This window comes from Metapseudomonas otitidis, assembly GCF_011397855.1.
GTDB classification, from domain to species: domain Bacteria; phylum Pseudomonadota; class Gammaproteobacteria; order Pseudomonadales; family Pseudomonadaceae; genus Metapseudomonas; species Metapseudomonas otitidis.
The window spans coordinates 2,268,275-2,292,111 of sequence record NZ_AP022642.1 but is presented as its reverse complement, the minus strand read 5'-3'; the positions used below and the strand labels follow the sequence as shown (position 1 = coordinate 2,292,111).

The following is a 23,837-nucleotide window of genomic DNA, read 5'->3' as shown; positions in this document are numbered from 1 at the left end:
CAGCCATTGAGCACGCCTCCCTGGCTCAGGAATCGTCCTGGACGAACCTCAGTGCAAGTTCCGTGCCCAGCATCCGCAAGCGGTACTCCACCGGCCGGATGTCCAGCGGCGGCAGCAGCGCCCCGCTGAGAATCACCTGGCCGGGCTGCAACGAGGCGCCGTCGGCCAGCAGGCGGCGCAAGGCCCAGCAGGCATTGGGCAACGGCGCATCGCCCTCTCCCGGGCTGCTGCCCGCACCCAGCACGGCGCCCTCGGCTTCCAGTTGCCAGTCCAGCCCGGCGTGATGCGCCGGGCCGAATGCCTGGGGTTCGCCCAGGCAGTAGAGGGCCGCCGCCGCGTTGTCCGCAAGGAACGCTCCCGCGCCGAACCGCCATCCCGACCAGCGGCAATCCGCCACCTCGAACGCCGGCGCCACCGCCGCCACCGCACCGAGCAGTGCCGCGTCGTCCCAGGTGCCCGGCAGCGGCGGCGCACCGAGGATCAGCGCCAGCTCCACCTCCAGCTTCGGCTGGACCAGCCCGCCCAGCGCCAGCGTGGCACCCGGCGGCACGCACATGGCGTCGGTCAGCGCGCCGTACACCGGCTCGCTCAGGCCGAAGCGGCGCTGGGCAGCAGCACCGGCGAAGGCCACCTTCCACCCCGTCAGGCGTTCACCTGCTGCCAGGCGCCGGGCCAGCGCCTGGTGCTGCACCTGCAACCCGTCGTCCAGCGTCAGCCCCTCGCCGCAGGCGGGCGCCAGAGGCGTCGCGCTGGCCTGGGCCTGCAACAGGGCGGCCGCCAGCCCGGCACCCCGGCTCACGCCAGCTGCCTCGCCAGCTTGCCCAGCACCTCGTCCAGGCGCTCGGGGGTGGTGATGGCGGCGATGAAGCGATCCGGCCGCACCACCACGATGCTGTCGCGGGCGCTGGCGAACCAGTCACCCAGCTGGTTATCGACGTCCTCCACGCTGATGGCGCCCTCGGCCAACAAGGGTTGGTGACGCCCAGGGCCGCTGCGCGAACGGTTGACCTGGATGAAGCGCGTCTCCAGCCCGTCCCAGAAGGCACGGGTCTGTGCCGACAGCCCCGCTGCGGGGTTGACCCGGTAGCCGATCACCGCGAACCAGGGGCCCAGCACCTCGTCCAGGCGCTGGCGGCGGCCCTGGCCGTCCTCGACGAAGGGCTGGATGAACAGCTGCCCCTCCAGGTCGCCTTCGCGCAGGTCGGGGCGCTCATGGTGGACGAAGCCCTTGGAGATGGTCGCCTTGGGCTTGAACTTGAACTCCAGCAGGTGCGAACGCAGGCTGTCGACGGTGTTCACCGCCTGGAACATCCAGTCCCGCACCCCGGCCATCAGCGGGTTGGTCAGGCCCAGCACAGCGCCCATGTTGTCGGCCAGCGAGATGAGGTCCAGCGCGTGCCCACGGCGCTCGGTGTCGTAGGTCTGCAGCAGCGCCGGGCGCGCACGGCCCTTGAGCACGGCGGCGATCTTCCAGCACAGGTTGGCCACGTCGCGCAGGCCGGAGTTGAGCCCCTGCCCGGCCCAGGGCGGGGAGATGTGCGCGGCATCGCCGATCAGCGCCACCCGCCCTTCCACGAAGCGCTCGGCCACCCGCGAGTTGTGGGTGTAGGCGCGGATGCGGACGATCTCCAGCTGGTCCACGGCCTCGCCGATGTGGCCACGGATGAGCCGGCGGATGTTGGCCTCCTCGCACATCTTCGCCTCGTCCTCATGCTCCATCAGCATGAATTCCCAGCGGCGCTGGCGGTACGGCAGGTAGATGCACACGAAGGGCCGCTGCGGGTCGGCGTGCAGGGCCGTGTAGGGCGCATCCAGGGAATCGTTGGTGGCGTCCACCACCACCCACTTGCGCGGGTGGGTCAGCCCCACCAGCTCGATGCCCAGCTGCTTGCGCACCGCCGAACGACCGCCGTCCGCCGCGATCACGTAGCGGGCCTGGAGCGCGTAGACCTCGCCCTGGCGATCCTTGACCTGGAGCGTCACGCCGTCGTCGTCCTGCTCCAGCGCCAGCATTTCATGGCCCAGGCGGACATCCACGTGCTCGCGCCCGGCCAGTTCGTCCCGCAGGGTGCGTTCGAGCAACTGCTGCATGAAGATGTTGCGCATCGGCCAGCCGTACTGGGCGGTGCTCGGCTTTACCTCGGCGAAGCACACGCCCCGGGCGTTGTAGTAGCGCAGCGGGACGTTGCTGATCATGTCGCGGTGGGCCAGGTCGGCCACGCCGACGGTCTGCAGCACCCGCAGCGCCTCGTCGTCCATGCCCACCGCGCGCGGATAGGGCAGGATCTCCTCGGCCAGCTCCAGCACCACGCAATCGATGCCGTACAGGCCCATGTAGTGGGCCGCCGTGATGCCGTTCGGCCCCGCGCCGACGATCACCACCTCCGTGCGTTCGCGTCTCATGCTCTCTCACCCGCTTCTTGTTGTTGTCGTGCCAGCTGCTCGTCGAGGTACAGGGCCACCAGGCGGTTGAACGCCGTGCCCTGCTCGTCGTGCACATAGTGGCTGGCATTGGCGATTTCCGCCGTCGCAATGTTCGGATTGGCCTCGCGCAGGGCCGCCAGCATCGCCGGTGGCAGGAAGTCCGAGCGGCCGCCGCGGATGAACAGCGCCGGGCAGTCGAGCGCCCGCACCGCCGGCCAGAGGTCCGTCGGCTCAATGCTCAGGCGGGCCTCGGCGATGCCCTGCTGGTCATGCCGCCAGGTGACGCCCTGGCCATCGGCTTTCATCGAATGGGCCAGGCGCGCGGCCAGCCCCTGCGCCGAGAGCCCGCTGCGCGCCCTGCGCCAGAAGGCCTCCGCCTCGGCCCAGTCGGCGAAGCGCAGGGGCGTCTCGCGCATCTCCCGGCGGATGCGCTCGGCGCCCTGGCCGCTGCTGGAGGAGCCGGGGCCGATGTCCTCGATCACCAGCGCCCGCAGCCGCCCCGGATTGCGCCGCGCATACTCCAGCGCGTTGGCGCCGCCCAGGGAGTGCCCCACCAGCACGAAGCGCCCGAGCCCCAGGTGCGCCACCCAATCCTCCAGGTCGTCCACGTAGACCTCGGTGCGGTAGCTGGGCCAGTCGGCCCAGTCGCTCAGGCCCCGGCCGCGCTGGTCCAAGGCATGGCAGCAGTAGCCCGGCCCCAGGGCGCCGGCCAGCGCCTCCCAGGTCTGGGCATAGGCGCGCAAGCCGTGCAGCAGCAGCACCGGAATACCGCCGGGCTCGCCCCAGCGCAGGTGGTGCAGCCGCAGGCCGCTGCGGTTGTTGAAGAACAGGCTGTGCGCAACCATCACGTTCCCCCGGCGCCAAGGCGCTACTCAGACCAGGCCGTTGTCGCCCTGGATGTCCTTGGCTGCCAGGCCGCCCAGGCGCGCATGCAGGCGGCCACGGGTGGCGAAGGCCCAGATGATGATCACCTCGTCCGGCGCGGGGCCGTCGCCGAAGGACACGGAAACCGTGTCGTAGTGGGAGCGCACGTAGAGCGCGTCCTTGTGGGCCAGCGGCACGTCGATGGTCGCCCCCGGCGCGCCCCGCTTGCCGGTGGACGGCACCCAGGACTTGCCGCCCCCGAGCGCCACGCGCACCGGGTCGGCCGCCGGGTTGGTGAGGAAGGCGTTGCCGTGCTCGTACTCGCACTGGGTGCCCACCAGGCAGGCCTTGCCGTAGCTCTCGATGGCGCGCTCGCCGGCCAGCTCCCGGATGCGCCGACCGAACTCGCGGCCCAGTTCCGGCGAGCCCTCCACCAGCTCGGCGAGGTCCTGGCTGAAGCGACCGGCATAGGGGTTGTGGATCGCCGCCGCGACCACGTACTTGAACAGTGGCTCGCCGTCGGCCAGCTGGCCGCTCTCGTTGGCCAGGGTTTCCTCGACGAAGCTGTACCACTTGCGGATGTGGTAGTGGGCGAAGGTGTTCGGTTTCATCAGTGGCTCCTCAGAGGGGGTCGAGATGGAAATGACGGCTCGGTGCGCCGGCGGCCTTGAAGCGCGCCTTGGCCCGTGCGTCGTCGTGGTCGGTTTCGAGGAAGAATTCGAGGCGGTTGCCGTCCGGGTCGTTGAAGTACACCCCGTGGCCGATCTCGTGGTCGGTGATCTTCACCACCTCCACGCCCTTGGCCAGCAACATGCCGTAGAGGCCCCGCAGCGTGTCCATGTCGCCGGCGATCTCCAGCCCGTAGTGCTGCAACCCCAGGCCGCCCTGCTGGGCGCCGGGCTCGGCCTCGATCAGGGCGATGTCGTGGTGCTTGCTGCCGAACGCCATCATGATCCAGCGCTCGCCCCGGGCGCTCTCGTGCATCCCGAGGATGTCCGCGTACCAGCGCGCGGAGTGCGCCGGGTCGCGCACGAAGAGCGACAGGTGGGTCCGTACGACCTCGACTTTCATGGCGGTCTCCTCAGGGCTGGGTGGCGATGGTCGGGGTGACGATGGACTGGTGCGCCGGACGGATGTCGGCCACCGCCGGAGTCCAGAGCACGTCGGCGATCTCGCTGAAGTCGCGCCACTGCTTCTGCCAGCCATCTCCGCCGTTCTCCGAGGTGAACAGGTGGCCGTACTTGGTCCCAGCCACAATGCGACGCGGGTTGGACGGGTCGAAGGCGATGGCCCAGACGCAGGAGTTGGGCTGCTGCGGCAGGGGCAGGACCTCCCAGCTCGCCGCGCAATCGCGGGAGACCAGGATCTTGCTGGTGGTGCCCGGCGTGCCGTCGGAGATGCTCAGGTAGAGCGTGTCCTGGCTGCCCAGCGGGGCGTTCAGCGCGCGCACGTAGTAGAGCCCGAAGGCTTCGCGGGCCAGGGTGCCCTCCCAGGTCAGGCCCTCGTCGACACTGCGGTAGACGGCGTTGACACAGGCGACCACGATCACCTTGCGCCCGTGGTTGGGCAGCACCTGGATGTTGTGGATGTCCGAGTGGTAGTCCCACAGCAGGCGGTCATCGACGCGGGTGAAGGTGTCGCCGCCGTCGCGGCTGTGGAACAGGCCGCCCTCCTCCAGGCCGAACCAGACCTGCTGGCGGTCGGTCGGGTCGTAGGCGAAGGCCAGCAGCCGGGGGCGGTTCACCCCGCCGCAGAACTCCGGGATCTCCACCGGCACCCGGTACCAGCTGGCGCCGGCATCCAGGCTGCGCCAGAGCACCGCGCGGGATGGGGCGCCGGTGCCGACGAAGATCCGCTGCGGGTCCTGCGGGTCCACGGCGACCTTCCACACGGTCTGGCCGTTGAACGGCGACTCCACCCGCGTCCAGCTGTTGCCCACGTCGCGGCTGACGATCAGGCCCACGTCGGCGCCGGCGTAGATCACCTCCGGCGCCTGCGGGCTGAGGCTCAGCGAGCGGGTGATGGCGTCGAACTCCAGCGGCTGGCCGAGCCCCAGGCGGTGCCAGCTGCGGCCCTGGTCGGCACTGCGGATCACGGCCTGGCCGACGGTGGCGACGAGCAGCGTTCCGTTACTCATGTCAGGTCCTCCTCAGATGAAGATGCCGCGGGTCAGGCCGCCATCGATGCCGATGGATTCGCCCGTGACCGCGCCGGCCTTGGGTGATGCCAGGAAGCCGATCAGCCAGCCCATTTCGATGGGTTGCAGGGTGCGGCGGATGGGCGTGGCGTCGATGTAGCCCTGCTCCACCTGCTGCGGCGTCTTGCCCTGCTTGAGGCCTTCACGCTCGTACAGCTCCTGGATGTGCGGGGTGTCCACCACGCCGGGGTGGATCAGGTTGACGGTGATGCCGAAGGGGCCGAGCTGGTCGGAGAGCGTCTTGGTCATGTGGGCGATGGCCAGGTTGCGCATGCCCGACAGCACCTTGCTGCCGCGCCCGGTGAGGCCACCGATGTTGATGATGCGGCCGAACCCGGCGGCCTTCATGTGCGGGGTCACGGCCTTGGCACAGCGGAAGTAGCCGATGACCTTGGTGTTCAGGTCCGCCAGCAACTCATCGTCGCCGGCGTGCTCGATGTCGTTGCGCACCACGCCCGAGGGCGCGGCGGCGCCATTGACCAGGATGTCGATGCGGCCGAAGTGGCGCTGGGTCTCGCTGACCATGTCGGCCACGGCGGACATGTCGTTGGTGTCGCAGAACAGCGGCAGCACCTCGTTGCCGGTTTCGGCGCTGATCTCCTCGGCGGCCTGCTTCAGGTATTCCATGCGCCGCGCACAGACCACCACCTTGCAGCCCTCCTGGGACAGGAAGCGGGCGACCTCCTTGCCGATGCCCATGCCGCCGCCGGTGACGATGGCCACGCGGCCGTTCAGTTCCAGATCCATGTTCGTTCCTCTTGTCGTGGGTGCGTCAGGCGAGATCGACGTACACGCTCTTGGTCTCGGTGTACGCGTCGATCACGTGCTTGCTCATTTCCCGGCCCCAGCCGGATTGCTTGTAGCCGCCGAAGGGCGAGGCCGGGTCGACCACGTTCCAGCAGTTGATCCACACCGAGCCGGCCTTGAGCGCGGCGGCGATGCGGTGCGCCGAGCGCAGGTCGCGGGTCCAGACCCCGGCGGCCAGTCCGTAGGGCGAGTCGTTGGCGCGCAGCACCAGGTCGTCCAGGTCGGACCAGCGCATCACCGTGAGCACCGGGCCGAAGATCTCTTCCCGGGCGATGCAGGCGCGCTCGGCGCGGTCGAGGAACACCGTCGGCTCGATGAAGTGGCCGCGTTCCAGATGCCCGGGGCGAGCCCCGCCGCACACCAGCTCGGCACCCTCGGCCAGGCCACGCTGCAGGTAGCCGCTGACGGTGCCCCACTGGCGGCCGGAGACCAGCGGCCCGAGGGTGGTGGAAGGCACCAGGCCCGCGCCCAGCACATGGGCGGCGGCGTGCCGGCGCAGCTCGTCGAGCACCGGTTCCAGCACGCTGTCGTGGACATAGAGCCGGGAGCCGGCGGTGCATACCTGGCCCTGGTTGTAGAAGATGCCGTCGGCAGCACCCTTGGCGGCGCGGGCGATGTCGGCATCCGGCAGGATGATGTTCGGCGACTTGCCGCCCAGCTCCAGGGACACCTTCTTCATGTTGCCGGTGGCCGCCTGAGCGATCAGCCGACCGATCTGGGTCGAGCCGGTGAAGGCGATCTTGTCCACGTCCGGGTGCTGCGCCAGCGGCGCGCCGGTGTCCACGCCGAAGCCGGTCACCAGGTTGACCACGCCGGCGGGGAAGCCCGCCGCCTCGATCAGTTGCACCAGGCGCACCGCCACCAGCGGGGTCTGCTCGGCCGGTTTGAGCACCGCAGTGCAGCCGGTGGCCAGGGCCGGGCCGAGCTTCCACACGCACATGGTCAGTGGGAAGTTCCACGGCACGATCAGCGCGCAGACGCCCACCGGTTCGCGCAGGGTGTAGTTGAGCATCGGCCCGCTGGCCGGCGACACCGGCAGCGTGCCGCCCTCGATCTTGGTGGGCCAGCCGGCGAAGTAGCGGATGATGTTGGCCGCGCTGGCGGCCTCGCCCCGGGCATTGGCGATGGGCTTGCCGTTCTCCAGGGTGATCAGCTGCGCCAGCTCCTCCTGGTGGGCCTCGATCAGCTCGGCCAGGCGCCACAGCAACAGGCCGCGCCGGGCGGGGGTCTCGCGCCGCCAGGGGCCTTCGAAGGCGGCACGGGCGGCGGCGACGGCGGCGTCCACATCCGCCGCCGCGCCCTGGGCCACTTCGGCGATCGGCGACTCATCGGCCGGGTTCTCGACGCTGAAGCGGCGCCCGCTGGCGGCCTCCTGCCAGGTGCCGCCGATGAACAGCTGGCGAGGCGTGGCGAGGAACGCGCGAACGCTGGGAAGCAAGGGAATCGGGTGCATGGGCGGGCCTCCGTCAGAGTGCCATTTCGATCAGGCAGGGACCGTCCGCCGCGCTGGCGACCGCCAGGGCGCGCTGCAGCTCGGCGTTGCTGTGGACGGTGCTGGCGGGCACGCCGTAGCCCTTGGCCAGGGCCTTCCAGTCGACCCGGGGGCGGTCCAGCTCGGTGAGGCTCAGCGCTTCGGGGCCGAGTTCGCTGACGCCGAAGCGGCGCAGCTCGTTCTGCAGGATCGCGTAGCGGTGGTTGGCGGCGATGAGGATCACCACCGGCAATTGCTCGCGGGCGATGCTCCACAGCGTCTGGATGGTGTACTGGGCGCTGCCGTCGGATTGCAGGCAGAACACCCGGTTGCCGCGCTCGGCCAGGGCCGCGCCGAAGCCCACCGGAATCCCCTGGCCGATGGCGCCGCCGGTGTTGGTCATCACCCGGTGCCGCGCGGCGTTGGCCGAGGCGGTGAAAAACGGGTAGCCGCAGGTGCCCCCCTCCACCGAGACGATGCTGTCTTCCGGCAGGGCCGCCGCCAGCACCCGGCCGACGGACTGCGGCGTGAGGGCGGCATCGGCCGCCGGCAGCTCGACACCCACCGGGGTCGCCACCCAGTCCGGCGCCTCCATCAGCTCGGCCAGCGCATCGAGGGCGGCGGCCACGTCGTCCCCCACCTCGGCCAGGTGCAGCAACCGGTCGCGCTCGGCGAGGCGCGAGGGGATGCCCTCGTAGCCGAAGTAGCTGATGGGCTCAGGCACGCCGGCACAGACCACCGCGTCGTACTGGTCGAGGATCTCGATGGCCACCTCGGGGAAGTACGGCAGCCGGTCCAGGTCGGGCAGGCCGCCGCCCCGCTGGCTGAGACGCGGGAAGGTCTCGGCGAAGCAGCGCACGCCCGGCAGGCCGGCCAGGCGACCGGCCGCCTTCAGGCCGGCCTCCGACAGGCCGCTGTCGCCGACGATGAACACCAGGCGCTTGCCGGCACGCAGCGCGCGGGCCAGCGCCTCCACCTTGGCGTCGTCGTAGCGGCGTTGCGGCGCGCGAATGGCCGTGAGGGGCCGCAGCGGGCCGACCGCCTGGGCCTGGAAGTCCATCGGCAGCACCAGGCTGGCGACCTGGCCACGGGGCTGCCAGGCGGCCTGCACAGCGCTCTGGAAATCCTCACCAATGAGCGCGGCACTGCGGGTGGTGCGCACCCAGCCGGACACGGCGCCGGCCAGGGCATCGATGTCGCTGGCCAGGGGCGGGTCGTAGTTGACGTGCCAGGAGGCGTGGTCGCCGATCACGTTGACGATCGGCGTGTGGGCGCGGCGGGCGTTGTGCAGATTGGCAATGCCGTTGGCGAAGCCCGGCCCCAGGTGGGTCAGGGTCAGCGCCGGTCGCTCGGCGATGCGGCCGTAGCCGTCGGCAGCGCCGGTGCAGACCCCTTCGAACAGCGACAGCACGGGCTTCAGGCGGGGCTCGCCGGCCAGGGCGGCGACCAGGGGAATCTCGGTGGTCCCGGGGTTGGCGAAGCAGTATTCGATCCCGCTGGCGACAGCGGCCTTGATGAGCAGTTCGGCACCATTCATGGGAAGCGATCTCACTGGGTTGCATGACTCGGTGTGAGATTTATTCCACTCGGAATGACGCTCTACAACGCATTACGATTCGAAAAGCTCAAAATACGAGATAAATGAGATTTTCCAGCCCCTTTCAAACGCCATAACGCGGTATCGTTCCGTCCACCGCCCAGCCCGCCCCGCAGGTACGCCTCCAATGAGCAGCTTGAGCAAGACCCTGGCCGTCCTCGACCTCTTCGGCCCCGACCAACTCCAGGTGGACCCGGACACCATCGCATCGCGCATGGGGCTTTCCCGCGCCACGGTGTACCGCTACGTGAAGGACCTGTGCGAAGCCGGCCTGCTCACCCGGGTGGGTGCCGGCAGCTATGGGCTGGGGCCACGCATCATCGAACTGGACTGGATGATGCGGCAGTACGACCCGATCCTCAGCGCCGGCCGCGAGCTGATGCACGCCCTGGCGGAAGAGACCGGGCTGGCGGTGTTCGCCAGCGTCTTCTACGACGACCGCATCATCAACACCTACATCACCGAGAACAGCGACACCTACCACTTCGCCTTCGGCCGGGGGCAGCCGCTGCCCCTGTTCCGGGGCGCACAGTCGAAGGTGCTGGTGGCCTACCAGAAGGGCAAGCGCCTGCAGAAGCTGTTCGAGGAACGCATTTCGAAGGACCCCGGCAACCCCTACAGCGCCGGCAGCTGGTCGGAGTTCGCACGGGCCGCCAAGCGCATCCGCAAGGACGGCTACTGCCTGACCCGCGACGAGCTGAACATCGGCCTCACCGGCATCGCCGCGCCCATCCTCAGCCTCGATGACAAGAGCATCCTCGGCAGCCTCTCCGTGGTCGGCCCCACCCACGACTTCAAGCTGCTGCGCCAGGAAACGGTGACCGACATGCTGGTGGACACCACCCGCCGCATCGCCGCCAACATGCAGCGGCAAGGGGGTTCGGGCGGCTGACGCCGGGGAACATGCAGCGGATTTGCAATCCGCTGCATGGGGTCGATTGCGGGCCTGAACGCCAGCGGCCAGGCCCGCCTCCTGTCCTAGAACGGCACCGCCACCACCAGTTGGCTGTAGACATTGGTGCCATTGCCGCCCACCTGGTTACCGCCGTTGCTGGCGCTTTTGTCCGGCTGGTAGAGGCCGATCAGCGGCGTGATGATCAGGTGCTCGGTGGCCGCCCATTCGACGTAGAGGTCCAGCTCGCGGGCATCCAGGTCGAGGCTCTGGCGATCGTGCAGGGTGCGGAAGTCGAAGTACAGCGCACCGACCTTCACCGTCTCGGTGGGTTGCAGCGTCAGGCCAAGGTGGTGGATGCCGGTGTTGCGGTTGAACGGCCCGGCGTAGTTGGCCGCCACCTCGCCCTGGAACCAGGTGCCGTAGGTGGTGCTGAGGCCGGTGAACAGCGCATCCCAGCCTTCGGAGTAGCGGGTGTAGCGGTAGGTGAGGTCCGGGGTCCAGGGCAGCTCGGCGAAGGTGTAGCCGGCCTCGGCGTACCAGGCCTTCTCGCGGCCGGCATCCTTGTCCTGCCAGGCGTACTCGAAGGCGAAGTGGGCGTGTTCGATGCCGGCATCGCCCTCCCCGCGCAGGCTGACGATGTCCATGCCTTCGCGCTGCTTCTGGAAGTCGCTGGCCCAGCGGTCGGTCACGTCGAGGCCATGCACCCAGGTCAGGCCCAGGGTGCCGGCCTGGCCGGTGTAGTCCAGGGTGCCGGCGGCAAGTTCGGTTTCGGCCTGGGCGCGGTTGTCCGACTTCAGCCACACCGCGCTGCCGTGCAGGCCGTCCTCGCCGCCCAGGCGCACGACGGCGGTGCGGTCGAAGGCATGGCGTGCGGCGATGTAGTAGGCACCGCCACGGTCGAGAGCGCCGTCGGCCGGGCCCTGGCCGAGGTTGGGGCCGTCGTCGTTGACGATGAAGCCGCGCCCCAGCTTGACCACCTGGCGGCCGGCGGAGAGGTCCAGGCCGTCCTGGCCCAGTTGCGGCAGCAGGTCGCCGGAGCGCCAGCCCAGATAGGCGTCCTCGATCCGGGTGGTGCGCTCGCGGCCGATCGTGTTGCCGCCGGCATCGCCATCGCCCCAGGTGCCGGAGCTGACCCAGTTGAGGGCGCCGTAGGCGCTGCCACGGCCGCCAAGCCCCTGGTCGCCGCTGAGGCCGTACTTGACGAAGCCTTCGCGCCAGGTGGAGCCGCCCGAGGTGCCGTCGTAGTTCTTGCGGCTGTTCATCCAGCCGAACACGGCGAGAACATCCGCGTTCAGGTGGGTGTCGTCGTCGGCGTAGAGCTCATGGGCGCTGGCCTGGCCGCCGAGCCCCAGGGCCAGGATGAATCCGCCGGTGATGGCCTTGCCGGTTTTTCGTTGCTGCATGACTGATGCTCCTCATCCGCGCTGGGAGGTTGTTGTAGGTCTTCTGGGCAGAGGAAGGCCCGCGCGGCGCTGGCCGCGCGGGCGGGGCCGCGTTGTCAGCGGTTCTGGGCGAGCGCTGCGTCGAGCGCGGCCGCGAGGGTGCCGGCTTCGTCCAGGGTCAGGGTCAGCGGCGGCGAGAGGATGATCTTGTTGCCCACCGGGCGTACCAGCACGCCTTCGGCACGGGCGCTCTCGGCGATGCGTGCGGCGTGGCCGGCAGCCGGGTCCAGGGGTTGCCGGGTGCGTTTGTCGGCCACCAGGTCGAGGGCGATCATCAGCCCCTTGCCACGCACCTCGCCCACCACGTCGTAGCGCTCGGCCAGGGGCAGCAGTTGCTCGATGAGCGCCGCCCCGACCCGTGCGGCGTTGCCGGGCAGGTCCTCGGCTTCGACGATGTCCAGCACCGCCAGGGCGGCGGCGCAGGCGGTAGGGTGCCCGCTGTAGGTGTAGCCGTGCATGACCACGTTGCTGAAGCCGGGGCCGTGCTCGATGGCGTCGCTGATGCGCTGGTTGAACAGCGTGGCGCCCAGGGGGATGTAGCCGGCGGAGATGCCCTTGGCCAGGCAGAGGATGTCAGGGGCGACGCCCCAGCCACGGCTGCCGAGCATGCAGCCGGAGCGGCCGAAGCCGGTGACCACCTCGTCGGCGATCAGCAGGATCTCGTGGCGGTCGCAGACCTCGCGCAGACGCTTCCAGTAGGTGGCCGGCGGCACGATCACGCCACCGGCGCCCTGCACCGGCTCGGCGATGAAGGCGGCGATGGTCTGGGCGCCGAGCAGGGCGATCTGTTCTTCGAGCTGGCGGATGCAGTGCTCCACCAGTTGCTCCGGGTCGCGGCAGTCCCAGGGGTTGCGGTAGAGCCAGGGGGTGTCCAGCAGGTGGCAGCCGCCGAGCAGCGGGCCGTGGTTGTAGTGGTACACGCCGTTGCCCCCCACCGAGGTGCCACCGATGTGCACGCCGTGGTAGCCGTTGCGCAGCGACAGGAAGCGCGTGCGACCGGGCTGGCCGGCGGCGATCCAGTACTGGCGGGCCATCTTCAGGGCGGTTTCCACGGCGTCCGATCCGCCGGAGTTGAACAGCACCCGGGTCATGCGCTCCTGGGCGAACATCGCGGTCAGCCGGTCGGCCAGGTCGAAGACCCGGGGATGGGCGATGCCGTCGAAGGTCTGGTAGTAGGCCAGCTCGTCCAGTTGCGCGGCGATGGCGGCCTTCACTTCGGCGCGGTTGTGCCCGACGTTGACGTTCCACAGCCCGCCGACGCCATCCAGCAGGCGATTGCCGTCGATGTCGGTGATGTGGTTGCCGTCGCCCCGGGCGATGACCAGGGTCTTGCCGCGATGGGCGGCGGCGGAGGCACTCATGGGGTGCCAGAACTTCTTCTCGGCGGTCTTGTAGCGCTCGTACATGGTGCTGCTCCTCACTGGCCTTGTTGCTTGCGTACGTAGAGCAACTGCTGGGTGGTGAACTCCAGCAGGCCCTCCAATCCGAACTCGACGCCGAAGCCGGAAAGCTTGCAGCCGCCGAAGGGGGTGTTGGGCTGGATCTGGGCGTGGCAGTTGACCCAGGCCACGCCGCTTTCCAGGCGCTGGGCGAGTGCCTGGGCCTCGCCGGCATCGGCGCCCCAGACGGAGCCGCCCAGGCCCATGTCGCTGGCGTTGGCGCGGGCCAGGACGTCCTCGACATCGCGGTAGGCGATCAGCGGCAGCACGGGGCCGAACTGCTCCTCGTCCACCAGGCGCTGACCGTCGGTGACGTCGGCAACCAGGGTCGGCGGGTAGAAGAAGCCCTCCCGGTCCAGCCGCGCGCCGCCACACAGCACGCGGCCGCCCCGGGCCTGGGCATCGGCCACCAGGTTCTCCACCAGCGCCAGCTGCTCGGCGTTCTGCACCGGGCCGAAGGTGACGTCGGCGTCCAGGCCGTCGCCGATCACCTGACGCCCGGCCAGTTCGACCAGGGCCTGGGAGAACGCCTGGTACTGGGACTCATGGATGTAGAGGCGCTTCAGCGCTGCGCAGGTCTGCCCCATGTTGAGGAAGGCAGCCTGGAAGATGGCCTCGGCCACCTGCTCCACCGGCGTGCCGGGCAGGACGATGCCGGCATCGTTGCCGCCCAGTTCCAGGGTCAGCCGCTTGAGGTTGCCGGCGGCGGCACGCATCACGCTCTGGCCGGTGGCGGTGGAGCCGGTGAAGACGATCTTGCGGATGCCCGGGTGGCTGGCGATGGCGCCGCCGAAGCCGCGCTCGCCGGTGACGATGTTGATCACGCCCCGGGGCACGTGGCGGGCGATGATCTCCACCAGCTTGAGGGTGCTCAGGGGCGTGAGGCTGGAGGGTTTGCTGACCACGCAGTTGCCGGCGCGCAGGGCGGGCATGATGTGCCACACGGCGATCATGAACGGCCAGTTCCAGGGGGTGATGGAGGCCACCACGCCCAGCGGCTTGTGGTGCAGTTCGATGCGCTGGGTCGGGGTGTCCTCCACCAGCCGCACGGGGATCTCGCTCTCGGCGCTGTAGCGGGTCCAGGCGGCGCCGCCCATGATCTCCGACATCGCCAGGGCGAAGGGCTTGCCCTGCTCCTGCACCACCAGGGTGGCCAGGGCCTCGGCTTCGGCCTCGATGTCGTCGGCAATGCGCTGCAAGGCCGTGCATCGGGTGGCGTGGCTGCTCAGCCGCCATTGGCGGAAGGCCAACTGGGCCGCGTGCACGGCCTGGTCGACCTGGTCCAGGGAGCCGGCGGGACACTGCGCGAAGGCACGTCCGCTGGCGGGGTTGATCACCTCGAAGTGACCGTTTTCGCCTGCTACCCAGGCGCCGTCGATGAGCATTCGATAGTCGTGCATGACCGTCTTCCATTCACGTGCCACCGGCTGGGCCGGCGGCTACAGGGTTTGCGTTGGGAAAGGCGCCGCTACAGCTTGTGGCTGCCCAGGGCGTGGAAGCGCTCGGGGGAGAGCTTGCGCAGCCGCGCCGCCATGGCGACGCCGAGCAGCAGCGCCACCGGGATCACCGCGCACAGCCCGTAGGACAGGAGCTTGCTGGAGCCGGTGAGCACGTCGAAGTGCAGCACCGCGATGCCCAGCACACCCAGCAGGGCGATGCAGGAGAAGCCCGGGAGGATGCGGCTGCGCAGGATGCCCAGGCGCAGCTCGGGGTGGCGGCTGAAGTACACCAGCACCGCCGCCGAGGTCAGTGCCATCAGCAGCACCAGGCAGAGGGTGGCGAGGCTGGAGAACCAGGCGAACAGCTGCAGGATCGGGTCGGCCCCCAGGGCGGCGAAGGCCAGCACCACCACCGCCGCGATCAGGCTCTGCAGGGCCGACCCCATGTGCGGGCTCTGGTGCAGACGGTGGGTGGTGCCGAGCTGGCGCGGCAGCAGGCCGTCGCGGCCGATGGCGTAGAAGTAGCGGGCGGCGGCGTTGTGGAAGGCCAGCAGGCCGGCATAGATGCTGACCATGAACAGCACGCGGATCAGCGAGGTCAGGCCCGGCCCGACGAAGTGGTCGGACATGCCGTAGATGAAGGTGGTCGGGTCCGGCAGGGCCAGCAGGGTCGGGACGATCTTGTCGACCCCGACGCCGATCACCAGGGACCAGATGGACAGCGCGTAGAAGCAGCCGATCAGCAGGACCGAGGCGTAGGTGGCGATGGGGATGGTGCGCTGCGGGTCCTTGGCCTCTTCGCCGTAGATGGTGGTGGCCTCGAAGCCGATGAAGGCGGCGAAGCAGAACAGCAGGCCGATGGCGGGCGCGCCGCTGAGGACGTGGGTCGGCTCGAAGGAGGCGAAGTTGATGCCGCTGTCGCCGCCGCTGCGCAGGATCGCCACGTCGAGGGTGAGGATCGCCAGGTACTCGGCGATGACGATGACCGACAGCAGCCGTGCCGAGAGGTCGATGTTGCGGTAGCCGAGGATCGCGATGCTCAGCATGGCCAGCAGCGAGTACGCCCACCAGGGCAGGTCCAGCCCGAAGACGCTGGACAGGGTGCCGGCCGCGACGCCGCCGAACATGCCGTAAAGCCCCACCTGGAGGATGTTGTAGGCGCACATGGCGAGGACGCCGGCGGCACCACCCGCCAGGCCTCCGAGGCCGCGCGAGGAGAAGGCGTAGAAGCCGCCGGCGTTGGTCACATGGCGGGACATGGTGGTGTAGCCGACCGAGAACGCCAGCAGCACCAGCAGCGCCAGGACCAGCAGCGCCGGCGTGCCCGGGCCGTTGCCCAGCATGATGCCGATGGGGAAGCCGCCGGCGATGACGCTCAGCGGGCTGGCAGCGGAGACCACGAAGAAGATGATGAAGCCGACGCCCAGTGCGCCGCGCCTCAGCTCGTTGGATGAGGAGCCGTTGACCGACATAGATACGCTCATTTTCTTGACCTTGTTGTATGAGGCAGCCGATGTGAGGTTCGCCCGGGAACCGGATGGAGCTTGTTGTTGTGCAATCACAGGCAGGTTCGATCCTAGGGAGATCCCCCCAGGCGCGTTAACCCAAATCGGCAGCATCGGTCACCCTCGCCCCCTGGGCGACGGTCAGGTCAGGCAGAGGGAGGCGCGCCGGTTGGGCCGCCTCCCGCGTCGGTCAGGCGGCCCCGCCCAGGCGCTTGGCCCAGGCACCCGGGGTGCAGCCGTAGTGGCGCTGGAACAGGGCGATGAAGGCGGAGGTGGAGTCGTAGCCGAGCTCGCCCGCCAGCGCGGTGACGCTGACGCCTTCGGCCAGGCGTGGCAGCGCGGCGAGCAGGCGCAGGCGTTGCCGCCACTCGCTGAAGGAGAGTCGCGTCTGGGCCTGGAACAGCCGTGCGAGGGTGCGGCGGGTGGCGCCCACCTCCTGGGCCCAGGCCTCGATGCCACGCCCGTCGCCGGGGTCGGCGCGCAGGCTGTCGGTGATGCGCGTGAGTCGCGGGTCGGTGGGCAGCGGCAGCTTGAAGGGCGCCTCGGGCAAGGCGCGGATCTCGTCCACCAGCACCCGCAGCAGGCGCGCTTCGACGCCGTCCTCGGGGTAGTCCGGGGTGAAGTTGGCGGCGCGCTCCATCAGCTCCCGCAGCAACGGGGTGACCTGCAGCACGGCACAGGGCCGCTGGAAGCCATCGAGGATGCTGGCGTCCAGGTAAAGACTGCGGAATTCCAGGGTGCCCTCGCTGGAGGCGGTGTGGGCCAGGCCCGGCGGGACCCACAGGGCGCACTGTGGCGGCACCAGGTAGCTGTGGTCTTCGGTCAGCACCTGCATGAGCCCGGAGCGGGCGTAGGTGAACTGCACCCAGGGGTGGCTGTGCAGGGCGATGGGGTGGCCTCCCGGAATGTCGAACATGCGCGGGTACACCGGGCGCGGCAGGCGCGCGCAGGTGGGTATCGGCGGGATCACGGCATCTTGTCCCCGGTGCGGCATGGGCTGTCTCTTCTGCTCAAGTGGGAAGCGAAAGGCCGATGGTAGCCTGCCTCGCGTTTCCATTGCCCTCCCCCGGAGTCCGTCATGAGCAGCCACACCCGCGTTTCCCGCATCAGCGTCCCCGAACTCGCCCGGCGCAAGGGCCCCGGCAGCATCGTGTCGCTGACCGCCTACAGCACGCCGATGGCGCGCTGGGTGGACGCCCAGGCGGACCTGATCATCGTCGGCGACTCGCTGGGCATGGTGCTCTACGGCCTGCCCAGCACGCTGGGGGTGAGCCTGGAGATGATGATCGCCCACGGCCAGGCGGTGATGCGCGGTTCGGAACGGGCCTGCGTTGCAGTCGACCTGCCCTTCGGCAGCTACCAGGCCAGCCCGGAGCAGGCCTTCCACGCCGCGGCGCGGGTGCTGCGGGAAACCGGGGCGGCCGCGGTGAAGCTGGAGGCCGGCGAGGCGCTGGCCGAAACCGTGGCCTTCCTGGTGGCGCGCGGCGTACCGGTGCTGGCCCACGTGGGGCTGATGCCGCAGCAGGTGAATGTGCTGGGCGGCTTCAAGGCCCAAGGGCTGGAGGCAGCCGGCGCCGAACGGGTGCGCCGCGATGCCCTGGCGATGCAGGCAGCCGGGGCCTTCGCGGTGGTGCTGGAGGGCATCGCCGAGCCGCTGGCCCGGCACCTGAGCGAGGAACTGGCGATCCCCACCATCGGCATCGGCGCGTCACCGGCCTGCGACGGCCAGGTGCTGGTGACCGAGGATGCGCTGGGCCTGTTCGGCGACTACCAGCCGCGCTTCGTCAAGCGCTATGCGGCGCTGGCGCCGAGCATCGAGCAGGCCCTGGCGGCCTATGCCGAGGACGTGCGCCAGGGGCGCTTCCCCGAACTGGGGCACTGTTTTGGCGTGAAGACGGCGGTGGGCTGAAGCCGAGCGCCGCCCGGCCCGCCCTGGGGCGAGGCTACGCTATGCGCCCTTCGGCCCAGCGCGCCTTGACCTCCAGCACGGCGGGCAGTTGCTGGATGAACAGCTCCACCAGGTCCGGGTCGAAGTGCTGGCCGCTCTGCTCGCGGAGGAAGGCCACCGCCTCCTCCACCGGCCAGGCCTGCTTGTAGGGACGCTCGCTGGTGAGGGCGTCGAACACGTCGGCAATGGCGACGATGCGGCCCTCGATGGGGATGCCTTCACCCGCCAGGCCGTTGGGGTAGCCACTGCCGTCCCACTTCTCGTGGTGGGTCAGGGCGATGCGCTGGGCCATGCGCAGCAATCCGGAGGGGTGCTCGCCGATGATGTTGGCGCCGATGCTGACGTGCTGGCGCATCACCGCCCACTCGTCCGCATCCAGCTTGCCGGGCTTGCGCAGCACGGCATCGGGGATGCCGATCTTGCCCACGTCGTGCATCGGTGCGGCGTTGAGCAGGTCGTCGCAGTCGGCCTCGCTCCAGCCCAGGGCGCGGGCGAGGATGCGCGAGTAATGGCTCATGCGGATGACGTGCAGGCCGGTCTCGTTGTCCTTGTATTCGGCGGCGAGGCCGAGCCGCTGGACGATCTCCAGGCGGGTGCGCTTGAGCTCGTCCATGCGCACCAGGGACAGGTGGGTGCGCACCCGCGCCTTGACGATGGCCGGGCTGACCGGCTTGGTGATGTAGTCGACGGCGCCGACCTCGAAGCCCTTGGCCTCATCCTCGGTATCGGCCAGGGCGGTGACGAAGATCACCGGGATCTCGCGGGTGGCCGGGTCGTTCTTGAGCTGCTGGCACACCTCATGGCCGGTCATGCCCGGCATCATCACGTCCAGCAGGACCAGGGCGGGCCGCTCGCGGCCGGCCAGTTCCAGGGCCTTGGGCCCGTCCTTGGCGAACAGCAGGCGGTAGTCGTCCTGGAGGATGTGGCGCAGCACCTGCAGGTTGGTGGGTTCGTCGTCCACCAGCAGCAGGCACTGGCGCGGGTCCGGCGAAGTCGGGCTCATGATGGGGATAGCTCTCCTGTCTCCAGCCAGGCCTGCAGCTCGGTGAGCTGCTGGAGGGCCTGGTCGAAGTCGAAATCGTCAATGGCATGTTGCAGCGCGTGCAGGCGTGCCTGGGCGGCCTGCCCCTCCAGCCCCTGGCGCAACAGGGCGAGGGCCTCGTCGTCCAGCCCGCCACGGGCCAGCTCGGCGGCCAGGCGGCGACTGGCCTCCAGCAGGGCCTCCCGCGGGACCGGCGCGGACGCCACCTCGGCCTCCGCCGGGAACACCGGGACCGCGGCGCGGACCCTGGTCATGATAGCCGCCAGTTGCTGCAGCAGCGCCTCCAGGGCCTGCGGCTGGCCGCCGCTGCCGGCATGTTCCAGCTCGGCGGCGCAGGCGGCCATCTCGTCCAGCCCGAGGTTGGCGGCGGCGCCGCGCAGGCGGTGGGCGTTGGCCACCACGTCGCTGAAGTCGCCCTGTCGGACTGCCTCGCGCAGGTGGCCGAGGAGCCGCTCCTGCTCGTCGAGGAAGCGCACGATGGCGGCGGCCATCTGCACAGCGCCGCCCCACAGCTGCTGGCCCCGGACCCAGTCGAACAGCGCATCCGGGTCCGCCGGCGACTGGACCGCTGCCGGGTCGGTATCACGGCCCGGCTCCACGCCCAGCAGCCGGGCCATCTCGTGCAGCAGCTCGGCCATGTCCAGCGGCTTGCCGGCAAAGCCGTTCATGCCGGCGTCCAGCGCGTTCTGCCGGTCACGGTCGAGCACGCTGGCGGTCAGGGCGATGATCGGCACCGGGCGCCGGCCTTCGGCCTGCTCGCGCTGGCGGATCGCACAGCTGGCTTCCAGGCCGTCCATGCCGGGCATCTGCACGTCCATCAGGACCAGGTCGAAGGCCTGCTCGCCAAAGGCGGCGACTGCGGCTGCGCCGTCTTCCACGCCGTGCACGCGGTGCCCCAGGCGTTCGAGGTTGAGGGTGAGCAGTTCCAGGTTCTGCGCCACGTCGTCCGCTGCCAGGATGCGCAGCGGCGGCAAGGTGGGCGCGCTCTGGCGCAGCGCATTGACGTGGGCACGCTCACCGGCGGCCAGCGGCACCTCGACGGTGAATACGCTGCCCTCGCCTTCCCGGCTCTCGACGCGGATGCGTCCGCCCATCAGTTCCACCAGTTGGCGGGAGATGGTGGTGCCCAGCCCGGTGCCGCCAAAACGCCGGCTCATGGAGGCGTCGGCCTGGGCGAAGGGGTCGAAGATCTTCTCCAGGCGGTCGGCGGCGATGCCGATGCCGGTGTCGTGGATGGCCAGGCGCAGGGCGCCGGGGGCGCCGTCCACCACCAGGCGCACGCGGCCGCGCTCGGTGAACTTGACGGCGTTGCCCAGCAGGTTGGTGACCACCTGCTGCAGGCGCAGCGGGTCGCCGCGGAAGTAGTCGCCCAGGTGCTCGGCGTAGTCCAGCTCCAGGCTCAGCCCCTTGCGCTCGGCGCCCAGGCGCTGGGAGTCGCAGACCTGCTCGCAGAGTTCGCGCAGGGAGAAATCGATGTCCTCCAGCTCGATGGCGCCCCGGTCGAGCTTGGCGGTGTCGAGGATGTCGTTGAGCAAGCCCAGCAGGGAGCGCGAGGAGTGCTGCACGGTGCGCAGGTGGCGGCGCTGGGTCTCGCCCAGGGGCGTGTCCAGCAGCAGCTCGGTGAAGCCGATGATGGCGTTCATCGGCGTGCGGATCTCGTGGCTCATGTTGGCCAGGAAGCTGCTGCGGGCGGCGGCGGCCTGCTCGGCTCGGTCGCGGGCGTTGCGCAGGTCCTGCTCCATCATTCGCCGTGGGGTCAGGTCGGTGGCCAGCTTGAGGATCTTGAAGGGGCGGCCGTCGGCATCGAGGATCGGGTTGTAGGTGGCCTGGATCCACACGTCGCGGCCGTCCTTGCCGAGCCGGCGGTACTCCCCGGAGCGGAAATGGCCCTCGCGCAGGTCTTCCCAGAACAGGCGGTAGCGCTCGCTGGCCACCAGGTCCGCGTCGCAGAAGATGCGGTGGTGCTGGCCGATGAGTTCCTCGCGGGTGTAGCCGAACAGGTCGAGGAAGTTCTCGTTCACCTCCAGCACGTGGCCGGTGAGGTCGAACTCGATCAGTGCCATGGCCTTGCTGATGGCGGTCACCTTGCCCTCGTATTCGGCGTTGCGCAGCTTGGTCTCGGTCTGGTCCAGCATCACGCCGTCCACCCAGCGCGGCACGCCCTGGGCATCGACGTCGACGCTGCCGCTCTCCCACACCCAGTGCTCGTGGCCATCGCGGTCGAACAGGCGGTACTCCACCACGTAGCTGCGCCCCAGGCGGGCGGCGTCGTTGACCTCGTCCAGCACCCGCTCGCGGTCATCCGGGTGGCACAGCTCGATCAGCGAGCGCTCGCCACTCATGAAGGACTCCGCCGGCCAGCCGGTGACGCGGCGCACCGCGTCGCTGACGAAGCGGGTGCTGCAGCGCTCGTCCATCAGGCAGCGGAAGGACACGCCGGGGATGTTGCGGATCAGCGAGCGGTACTGCTGCTCGCTGTCACGCAGGGCCTGCTCCATGGCCTTGCGCTCGCTGATGTCGGCGACGAACACCACGAACCAGGGGTTACCGTCGCGCTGGGTCACGCCCAGGCTGACCCGCACGGGAATCTCCCGCCCATCGCGGCCGATGCCCGACACCTCCAGCTCGCTGCCGGAAAGACGGGACATCCCGGTCAGCCGGTACTGCTCCAGCGCCTCGGTGAACTGCCGGGAATGCCGCTCGGGCATCAGCAGGCTCATGTGGCGCCCGATCAGCTCCTCGGGTTGCCAGCCATACAGGCCGGAGACGGCATTGTTGACGGAGCGGATGACGCCCTGGTGGTCGATGGTGAAGATCACCTCGAAGGCGGCATCCAGCAGCGAGTTGAGGTGGTCGCGGCCGGCCTCCAGTTCGCGGAACAGCTCGCGGTAGCGCAACAGGCCGTTGACCGCCGCCACCAGCAGGCTCAGCGCTACGGTGGCCATGGCCACCGCCATCGCCAGGTAGGCCGCGCCCACCACCGGCTGCGGCATGCTGAATTCCTCGATGCCGGTGAAACGCGCCGCCGCCATGCCGGTGTAGTGCATGCCGCTGATGGCCAGCCCCATCACCGTGCCGCTGAGCAGGATGGCGCGCACCCCGCTGACGCGTCCCCGCAGGCCGAAACGCACCCACAGGGCAATGATCGCCAGCACCACTGCCACCAGGATCGACAGCCCGAACATCAGCGGGTCGTAGCGCAGCAGCGGCGCCAGTTGCATGGCCGCCATGCCGCTGTAGTGCATGGCGCCGATCCCCGCCCCCACCAGCACGCCACCCATGACGAACTGCACCGGAGACACGCGGCGGCGCGACAGCAGGTTGAGCGCGATCCAGGAGGCGAACAGGCTGGGCAGCATGGAGAGCACGGTCAGGCCGGGGTCGTAGCGCACGGCGGCGCACAGCTGGAAGGCCAGCATGCCGATGAAGTGCATGGCCCAGACGCCGCCACCCAGGGCCACGGCACCGGTGCCGATGGCCAGTTGGCGGTACAGCGGGACGCGGCTGAGGCGGGCCATGCCGGCCAGTTGCAGGGCCATGGCGGAGGTGAAGATGGCGATGCAGACCGACAACAGCACCAGCCAGGGATTGTGACTGCCGAAGACCAGCAGCGTGGGCTGGTCGTTGTCGAAGAAGAACCGGGAGAACTCGAACATCGGGTGGGTCTCGAGGGCAGCGACTGGCGTGTCTGGAGTCAATGCCCTCTTGCCCATCCGGTCAAATGCCGATGGGCGGAAATCAGGGGGCGGGGCTCCGGCAAAATGCCATCATCCCGCCCCCTTGCCAAGCGCCGGCTGGCCGCTACAGGAAGACTTCGTCCAGCAACGCGTCCATGGCGGCGAAGGCCCGTCGCGCCACCTTGGGGTTGTACTGCGCGACGCCGGGGCGATTCGCCTCGGGATCGGTGAAGGAATGCACCGCTCCGCCGTAGCTGAGCAGTTGCCAGTCGACCCCGGCGGCGCTCATTTCCTCGGCGAAGGCCGGCAGTTGCGTGCGCGGTACCAGCGGGTCGGAGGCGCCGTCCAGCACCAGCACGGCGCCCTTGATGTGGCGGGCGTCGGCGGGGTCGGGGGTGTCCAGCGCGCCATGGAAGGAGACAAAGGCCTTGAGCTCGGCCCCGGCTCGGCCCAGTTCCAGCGCGCAGGTGCCGCCGAAGCAGAAGCCAAAGGCCGCAAGACGCCGGGGGTCGATGGCCACCGCGTGTTGCTCCAGCAGGGCCTGCAGCGCAGCCTGCATGCGGCGGCGCAGCAAGGCACGATCCTCCTTCAGCGGTTGCATGGCGGCAGCCGCCGCCTCGGCATCCTTCGGCCGCACTTCGGCGCCATAGAGATCCGCCACCAGCACCACACGCCGCTCCTCGGCCACCTGGCGCGCCGTTTCCACGGCGGTCTCGGTGATGCCGAACCAGTTGGGCGCCATCACCAGCCCGGGGCGCGGGTCCTGCACGCTGGGGTCGTAGACCAGTTGGCCTTCGAAGGCCTGCCCGTCGAGTTCGTAACGGATGGCATGGGCGCGGATCTGGGTCATGGATCACCTCTCTCGGGACGGATGGGATTGGGCAGCCACTCGGCGGGCCTCATCGGCCGGCAGTGGAGCTTAGCGCCACCGCGCACCAAGCGCATGCGACCGTTTGGACAGGCTCCGCCGGCCATTCGTGCAGGGTTTCGCGTTTCGCTGCACGGATTCACCGCGCCCCATTGCGAGCGAGCCATCATCTCGGCATCATTCCGCCGCCGTTTTTCCGGCGCCAAGAACACTCGACCATTT

19 protein-coding genes are annotated in these 23,837 nt (G+C 69.7%); 2 read left to right on the top strand and 17 right to left on the bottom strand.

The features are described from left to right. Positions 1-25: 25 nt before the first annotated feature. From PotMrB4_RS10565 to PotMrB4_RS10525, 9 genes are read right to left on the bottom strand one after another with little or no spacing between them, the layout of a single operon-like run. Positions 26-799 carry a 2-keto-4-pentenoate hydratase gene (locus PotMrB4_RS10565; protein WP_172433206.1) on the bottom strand — a complete coding sequence of 258 codons (774 nt, stop codon included), beginning with the start codon at positions 797-799 and terminating at the stop codon, positions 26-28. Beyond that, positions 796-2,403, bottom strand: a complete 1,608-nt coding sequence (locus PotMrB4_RS10560) for a bifunctional 3-(3-hydroxy-phenyl)propionate/3-hydroxycinnamic acid hydroxylase (RefSeq protein WP_172433205.1) — start codon at positions 2,401-2,403, stop codon at positions 796-798. Before PotMrB4_RS10560 ends, PotMrB4_RS10565 begins: the two co-directional genes overlap by 4 nt. Next, a complete protein-coding gene (locus tag PotMrB4_RS10555) occupies positions 2,400-3,269 on the bottom strand; it encodes an alpha/beta fold hydrolase (RefSeq protein WP_172433204.1) in 870 nt (289 codons plus the stop codon). The genes PotMrB4_RS10560 and PotMrB4_RS10555 overlap by 4 nt, the downstream gene beginning before the upstream one ends. Positions 3,270-3,296: 27 nt before the next feature. Beyond that, the gene (locus PotMrB4_RS10550) at positions 3,297-3,899 is read right to left on the bottom strand and encodes an amino acid synthesis family protein (RefSeq protein ID WP_160481259.1); all 603 of its coding nucleotides are present in this window, start codon (positions 3,897-3,899) and stop codon (positions 3,297-3,299) included. Positions 3,900-3,909: 10 nt separating this feature from the next. Then, the gene (locus PotMrB4_RS10545; protein ID WP_074969451.1) at positions 3,910-4,359 is read right to left on the bottom strand and encodes a VOC family protein; all 450 of its coding nucleotides are present in this window, start codon (positions 4,357-4,359) and stop codon (positions 3,910-3,912) included. Positions 4,360-4,369: 10 nt separating this feature from the next. Then, positions 4,370-5,425: a WD40/YVTN/BNR-like repeat-containing protein gene (locus tag PotMrB4_RS10540; protein ID WP_107331052.1), complete on the bottom strand. Its 1,056-nt coding sequence runs from the start codon at positions 5,423-5,425 to the stop codon at positions 4,370-4,372. Positions 5,426-5,437: 12 nt separating this feature from the next. Then, a complete protein-coding gene (locus PotMrB4_RS10535) occupies positions 5,438-6,232 on the bottom strand; it encodes an SDR family NAD(P)-dependent oxidoreductase (protein ID WP_107331051.1) in 795 nt (264 codons plus the stop codon). A 25-nt stretch (positions 6,233-6,257) separates the two neighbouring features. Next, positions 6,258-7,745 (bottom strand): aldehyde dehydrogenase family protein, encoded by a 1,488-nt coding sequence (locus tag PotMrB4_RS10530; protein WP_074969444.1) that lies wholly within the window; start codon positions 7,743-7,745, stop codon positions 6,258-6,260. A 13-nt stretch (positions 7,746-7,758) separates the two neighbouring features. Next, positions 7,759-9,300 carry an acetolactate synthase large subunit gene (locus tag PotMrB4_RS10525; protein ID WP_172433203.1) on the bottom strand — a complete coding sequence of 514 codons (1,542 nt, stop codon included), beginning with the start codon at positions 9,298-9,300 and terminating at the stop codon, positions 7,759-7,761. A 187-nt stretch (positions 9,301-9,487) separates the two neighbouring features. Between PotMrB4_RS10525 and PotMrB4_RS10520 the strand changes: the two genes are divergently transcribed. Beyond that, a complete protein-coding gene (locus PotMrB4_RS10520) occupies positions 9,488-10,252 on the top strand; it encodes an IclR family transcriptional regulator (protein WP_074969440.1) in 765 nt (254 codons plus the stop codon). An 86-nt stretch (positions 10,253-10,338) separates the two neighbouring features. Here the strand turns inward: PotMrB4_RS10520 and PotMrB4_RS10515 are convergent, their stop codons facing one another. From PotMrB4_RS10515 to PotMrB4_RS10495, 5 genes are all read right to left on the bottom strand, one after another. Continuing rightward, the gene (locus tag PotMrB4_RS10515; RefSeq protein WP_172433202.1) at positions 10,339-11,658 is read right to left on the bottom strand and encodes an alginate export family protein; all 1,320 of its coding nucleotides are present in this window, start codon (positions 11,656-11,658) and stop codon (positions 10,339-10,341) included. Between the two features lie 95 nt (positions 11,659-11,753). Further along, the gene (locus PotMrB4_RS10510) at positions 11,754-13,103 is read right to left on the bottom strand and encodes an aminotransferase class III-fold pyridoxal phosphate-dependent enzyme (protein WP_142010611.1); all 1,350 of its coding nucleotides are present in this window, start codon (positions 13,101-13,103) and stop codon (positions 11,754-11,756) included. 11 nt (positions 13,104-13,114) lie between these two features. Next, complete coding sequence (locus PotMrB4_RS10505) at positions 13,115-14,536, bottom strand: aldehyde dehydrogenase family protein (RefSeq protein WP_172433201.1); 1,422 nt, start codon at positions 14,534-14,536, stop codon at positions 13,115-13,117. Positions 14,537-14,604: 68 nt separating this feature from the next. Continuing rightward, positions 14,605-16,059 (bottom strand): APC family permease, encoded by a 1,455-nt coding sequence (locus tag PotMrB4_RS10500; RefSeq protein WP_142010616.1) that lies wholly within the window; start codon positions 16,057-16,059, stop codon positions 14,605-14,607. Between the two features lie 211 nt (positions 16,060-16,270). Beyond that, positions 16,271-17,074: an AraC family transcriptional regulator gene (locus tag PotMrB4_RS10495; protein WP_172433200.1), complete on the bottom strand. Its 804-nt coding sequence runs from the start codon at positions 17,072-17,074 to the stop codon at positions 16,271-16,273. Between the two features lie 84 nt (positions 17,075-17,158). On the opposite strand from PotMrB4_RS10495, the gene panB reads away from it, so the two are divergent. Beyond that, entirely contained in the window at positions 17,159-17,989 is an 831-nt protein-coding gene (gene panB / locus PotMrB4_RS10490) for a 3-methyl-2-oxobutanoate hydroxymethyltransferase (protein ID WP_172433199.1), read from the top strand. A 34-nt stretch (positions 17,990-18,023) separates the two neighbouring features. Here panB and PotMrB4_RS10485 read toward each other — a convergent pair whose 3' ends face one another. The 3 genes from PotMrB4_RS10485 to PotMrB4_RS10475 form a co-directional block, all read right to left on the bottom strand. Then, positions 18,024-19,031, bottom strand: a complete 1,008-nt coding sequence (locus tag PotMrB4_RS10485; RefSeq protein ID WP_172433198.1) for a response regulator — start codon at positions 19,029-19,031, stop codon at positions 18,024-18,026. Next, complete coding sequence (locus PotMrB4_RS10480) at positions 19,028-22,726, bottom strand: PAS domain S-box protein (RefSeq protein WP_172433197.1); 3,699 nt, start codon at positions 22,724-22,726, stop codon at positions 19,028-19,030. Before PotMrB4_RS10480 ends, PotMrB4_RS10485 begins: the two co-directional genes overlap by 4 nt. Positions 22,727-22,871: 145 nt before the next feature. After that, positions 22,872-23,597, bottom strand: a complete 726-nt coding sequence (locus tag PotMrB4_RS10475; protein WP_172433196.1) for a dienelactone hydrolase family protein — start codon at positions 23,595-23,597, stop codon at positions 22,872-22,874. Positions 23,598-23,837: the final 240 nt, after the last annotated feature.

Excerpts from the sequence above, each read along its gene's own strand:
- PotMrB4_RS10505 (WP_172433201.1), bottom strand. The coding sequence starts at position 14,536 with ATGCACGACTATCGAATGCTCATCGACGGCGCCTGGGTAGCAGGCGAA.
- PotMrB4_RS10475 (WP_172433196.1), bottom strand. The coding sequence starts at position 23,597 with ATGACCCAGATCCGCGCCCATGCCATCCGTTACGAACTCGACGGGCAG.
- PotMrB4_RS10495 (WP_172433200.1), bottom strand. The coding sequence starts at position 17,074 with ATGCCGCACCGGGGACAAGATGCCGTGATCCCGCCGATACCCACCTGC.
- PotMrB4_RS10540 (WP_107331052.1), bottom strand. The coding sequence starts at position 5,425 with ATGAGTAACGGAACGCTGCTCGTCGCCACCGTCGGCCAGGCCGTGATC.
- PotMrB4_RS10520 (WP_074969440.1), top strand. The coding sequence starts at position 9,488 with ATGAGCAGCTTGAGCAAGACCCTGGCCGTCCTCGACCTCTTCGGCCCC.
- PotMrB4_RS10545 (WP_074969451.1), bottom strand. The coding sequence starts at position 4,359 with ATGAAAGTCGAGGTCGTACGGACCCACCTGTCGCTCTTCGTGCGCGAC.
- PotMrB4_RS10555 (WP_172433204.1), bottom strand. The coding sequence starts at position 3,269 with ATGGTTGCGCACAGCCTGTTCTTCAACAACCGCAGCGGCCTGCGGCTG.
- PotMrB4_RS10525 (WP_172433203.1), bottom strand. The coding sequence starts at position 9,300 with ATGAATGGTGCCGAACTGCTCATCAAGGCCGCTGTCGCCAGCGGGATC.
- PotMrB4_RS10535 (WP_107331051.1), bottom strand. The coding sequence starts at position 6,232 with ATGGATCTGGAACTGAACGGCCGCGTGGCCATCGTCACCGGCGGCGGC.
- PotMrB4_RS10480 (WP_172433197.1), bottom strand. The coding sequence starts at position 22,726 with ATGTTCGAGTTCTCCCGGTTCTTCTTCGACAACGACCAGCCCACGCTG.
- PotMrB4_RS10510 (WP_142010611.1), bottom strand. The coding sequence starts at position 13,103 with ATGTACGAGCGCTACAAGACCGCCGAGAAGAAGTTCTGGCACCCCATG.
- PotMrB4_RS10550 (WP_160481259.1), bottom strand. The coding sequence starts at position 3,899 with ATGAAACCGAACACCTTCGCCCACTACCACATCCGCAAGTGGTACAGC.
- PotMrB4_RS10530 (WP_074969444.1), bottom strand. The coding sequence starts at position 7,745 with ATGCACCCGATTCCCTTGCTTCCCAGCGTTCGCGCGTTCCTCGCCACG.
- panB (WP_172433199.1), top strand. The coding sequence starts at position 17,159 with ATGAGCAGCCACACCCGCGTTTCCCGCATCAGCGTCCCCGAACTCGCC.
- PotMrB4_RS10500 (WP_142010616.1), bottom strand. The coding sequence starts at position 16,059 with ATGAGCGTATCTATGTCGGTCAACGGCTCCTCATCCAACGAGCTGAGG.
- PotMrB4_RS10560 (WP_172433205.1), bottom strand. The coding sequence starts at position 2,403 with ATGAGACGCGAACGCACGGAGGTGGTGATCGTCGGCGCGGGGCCGAAC.
- PotMrB4_RS10485 (WP_172433198.1), bottom strand. The coding sequence starts at position 19,031 with ATGAGCCCGACTTCGCCGGACCCGCGCCAGTGCCTGCTGCTGGTGGAC.
- PotMrB4_RS10515 (WP_172433202.1), bottom strand. The coding sequence starts at position 11,658 with ATGCAGCAACGAAAAACCGGCAAGGCCATCACCGGCGGATTCATCCTG.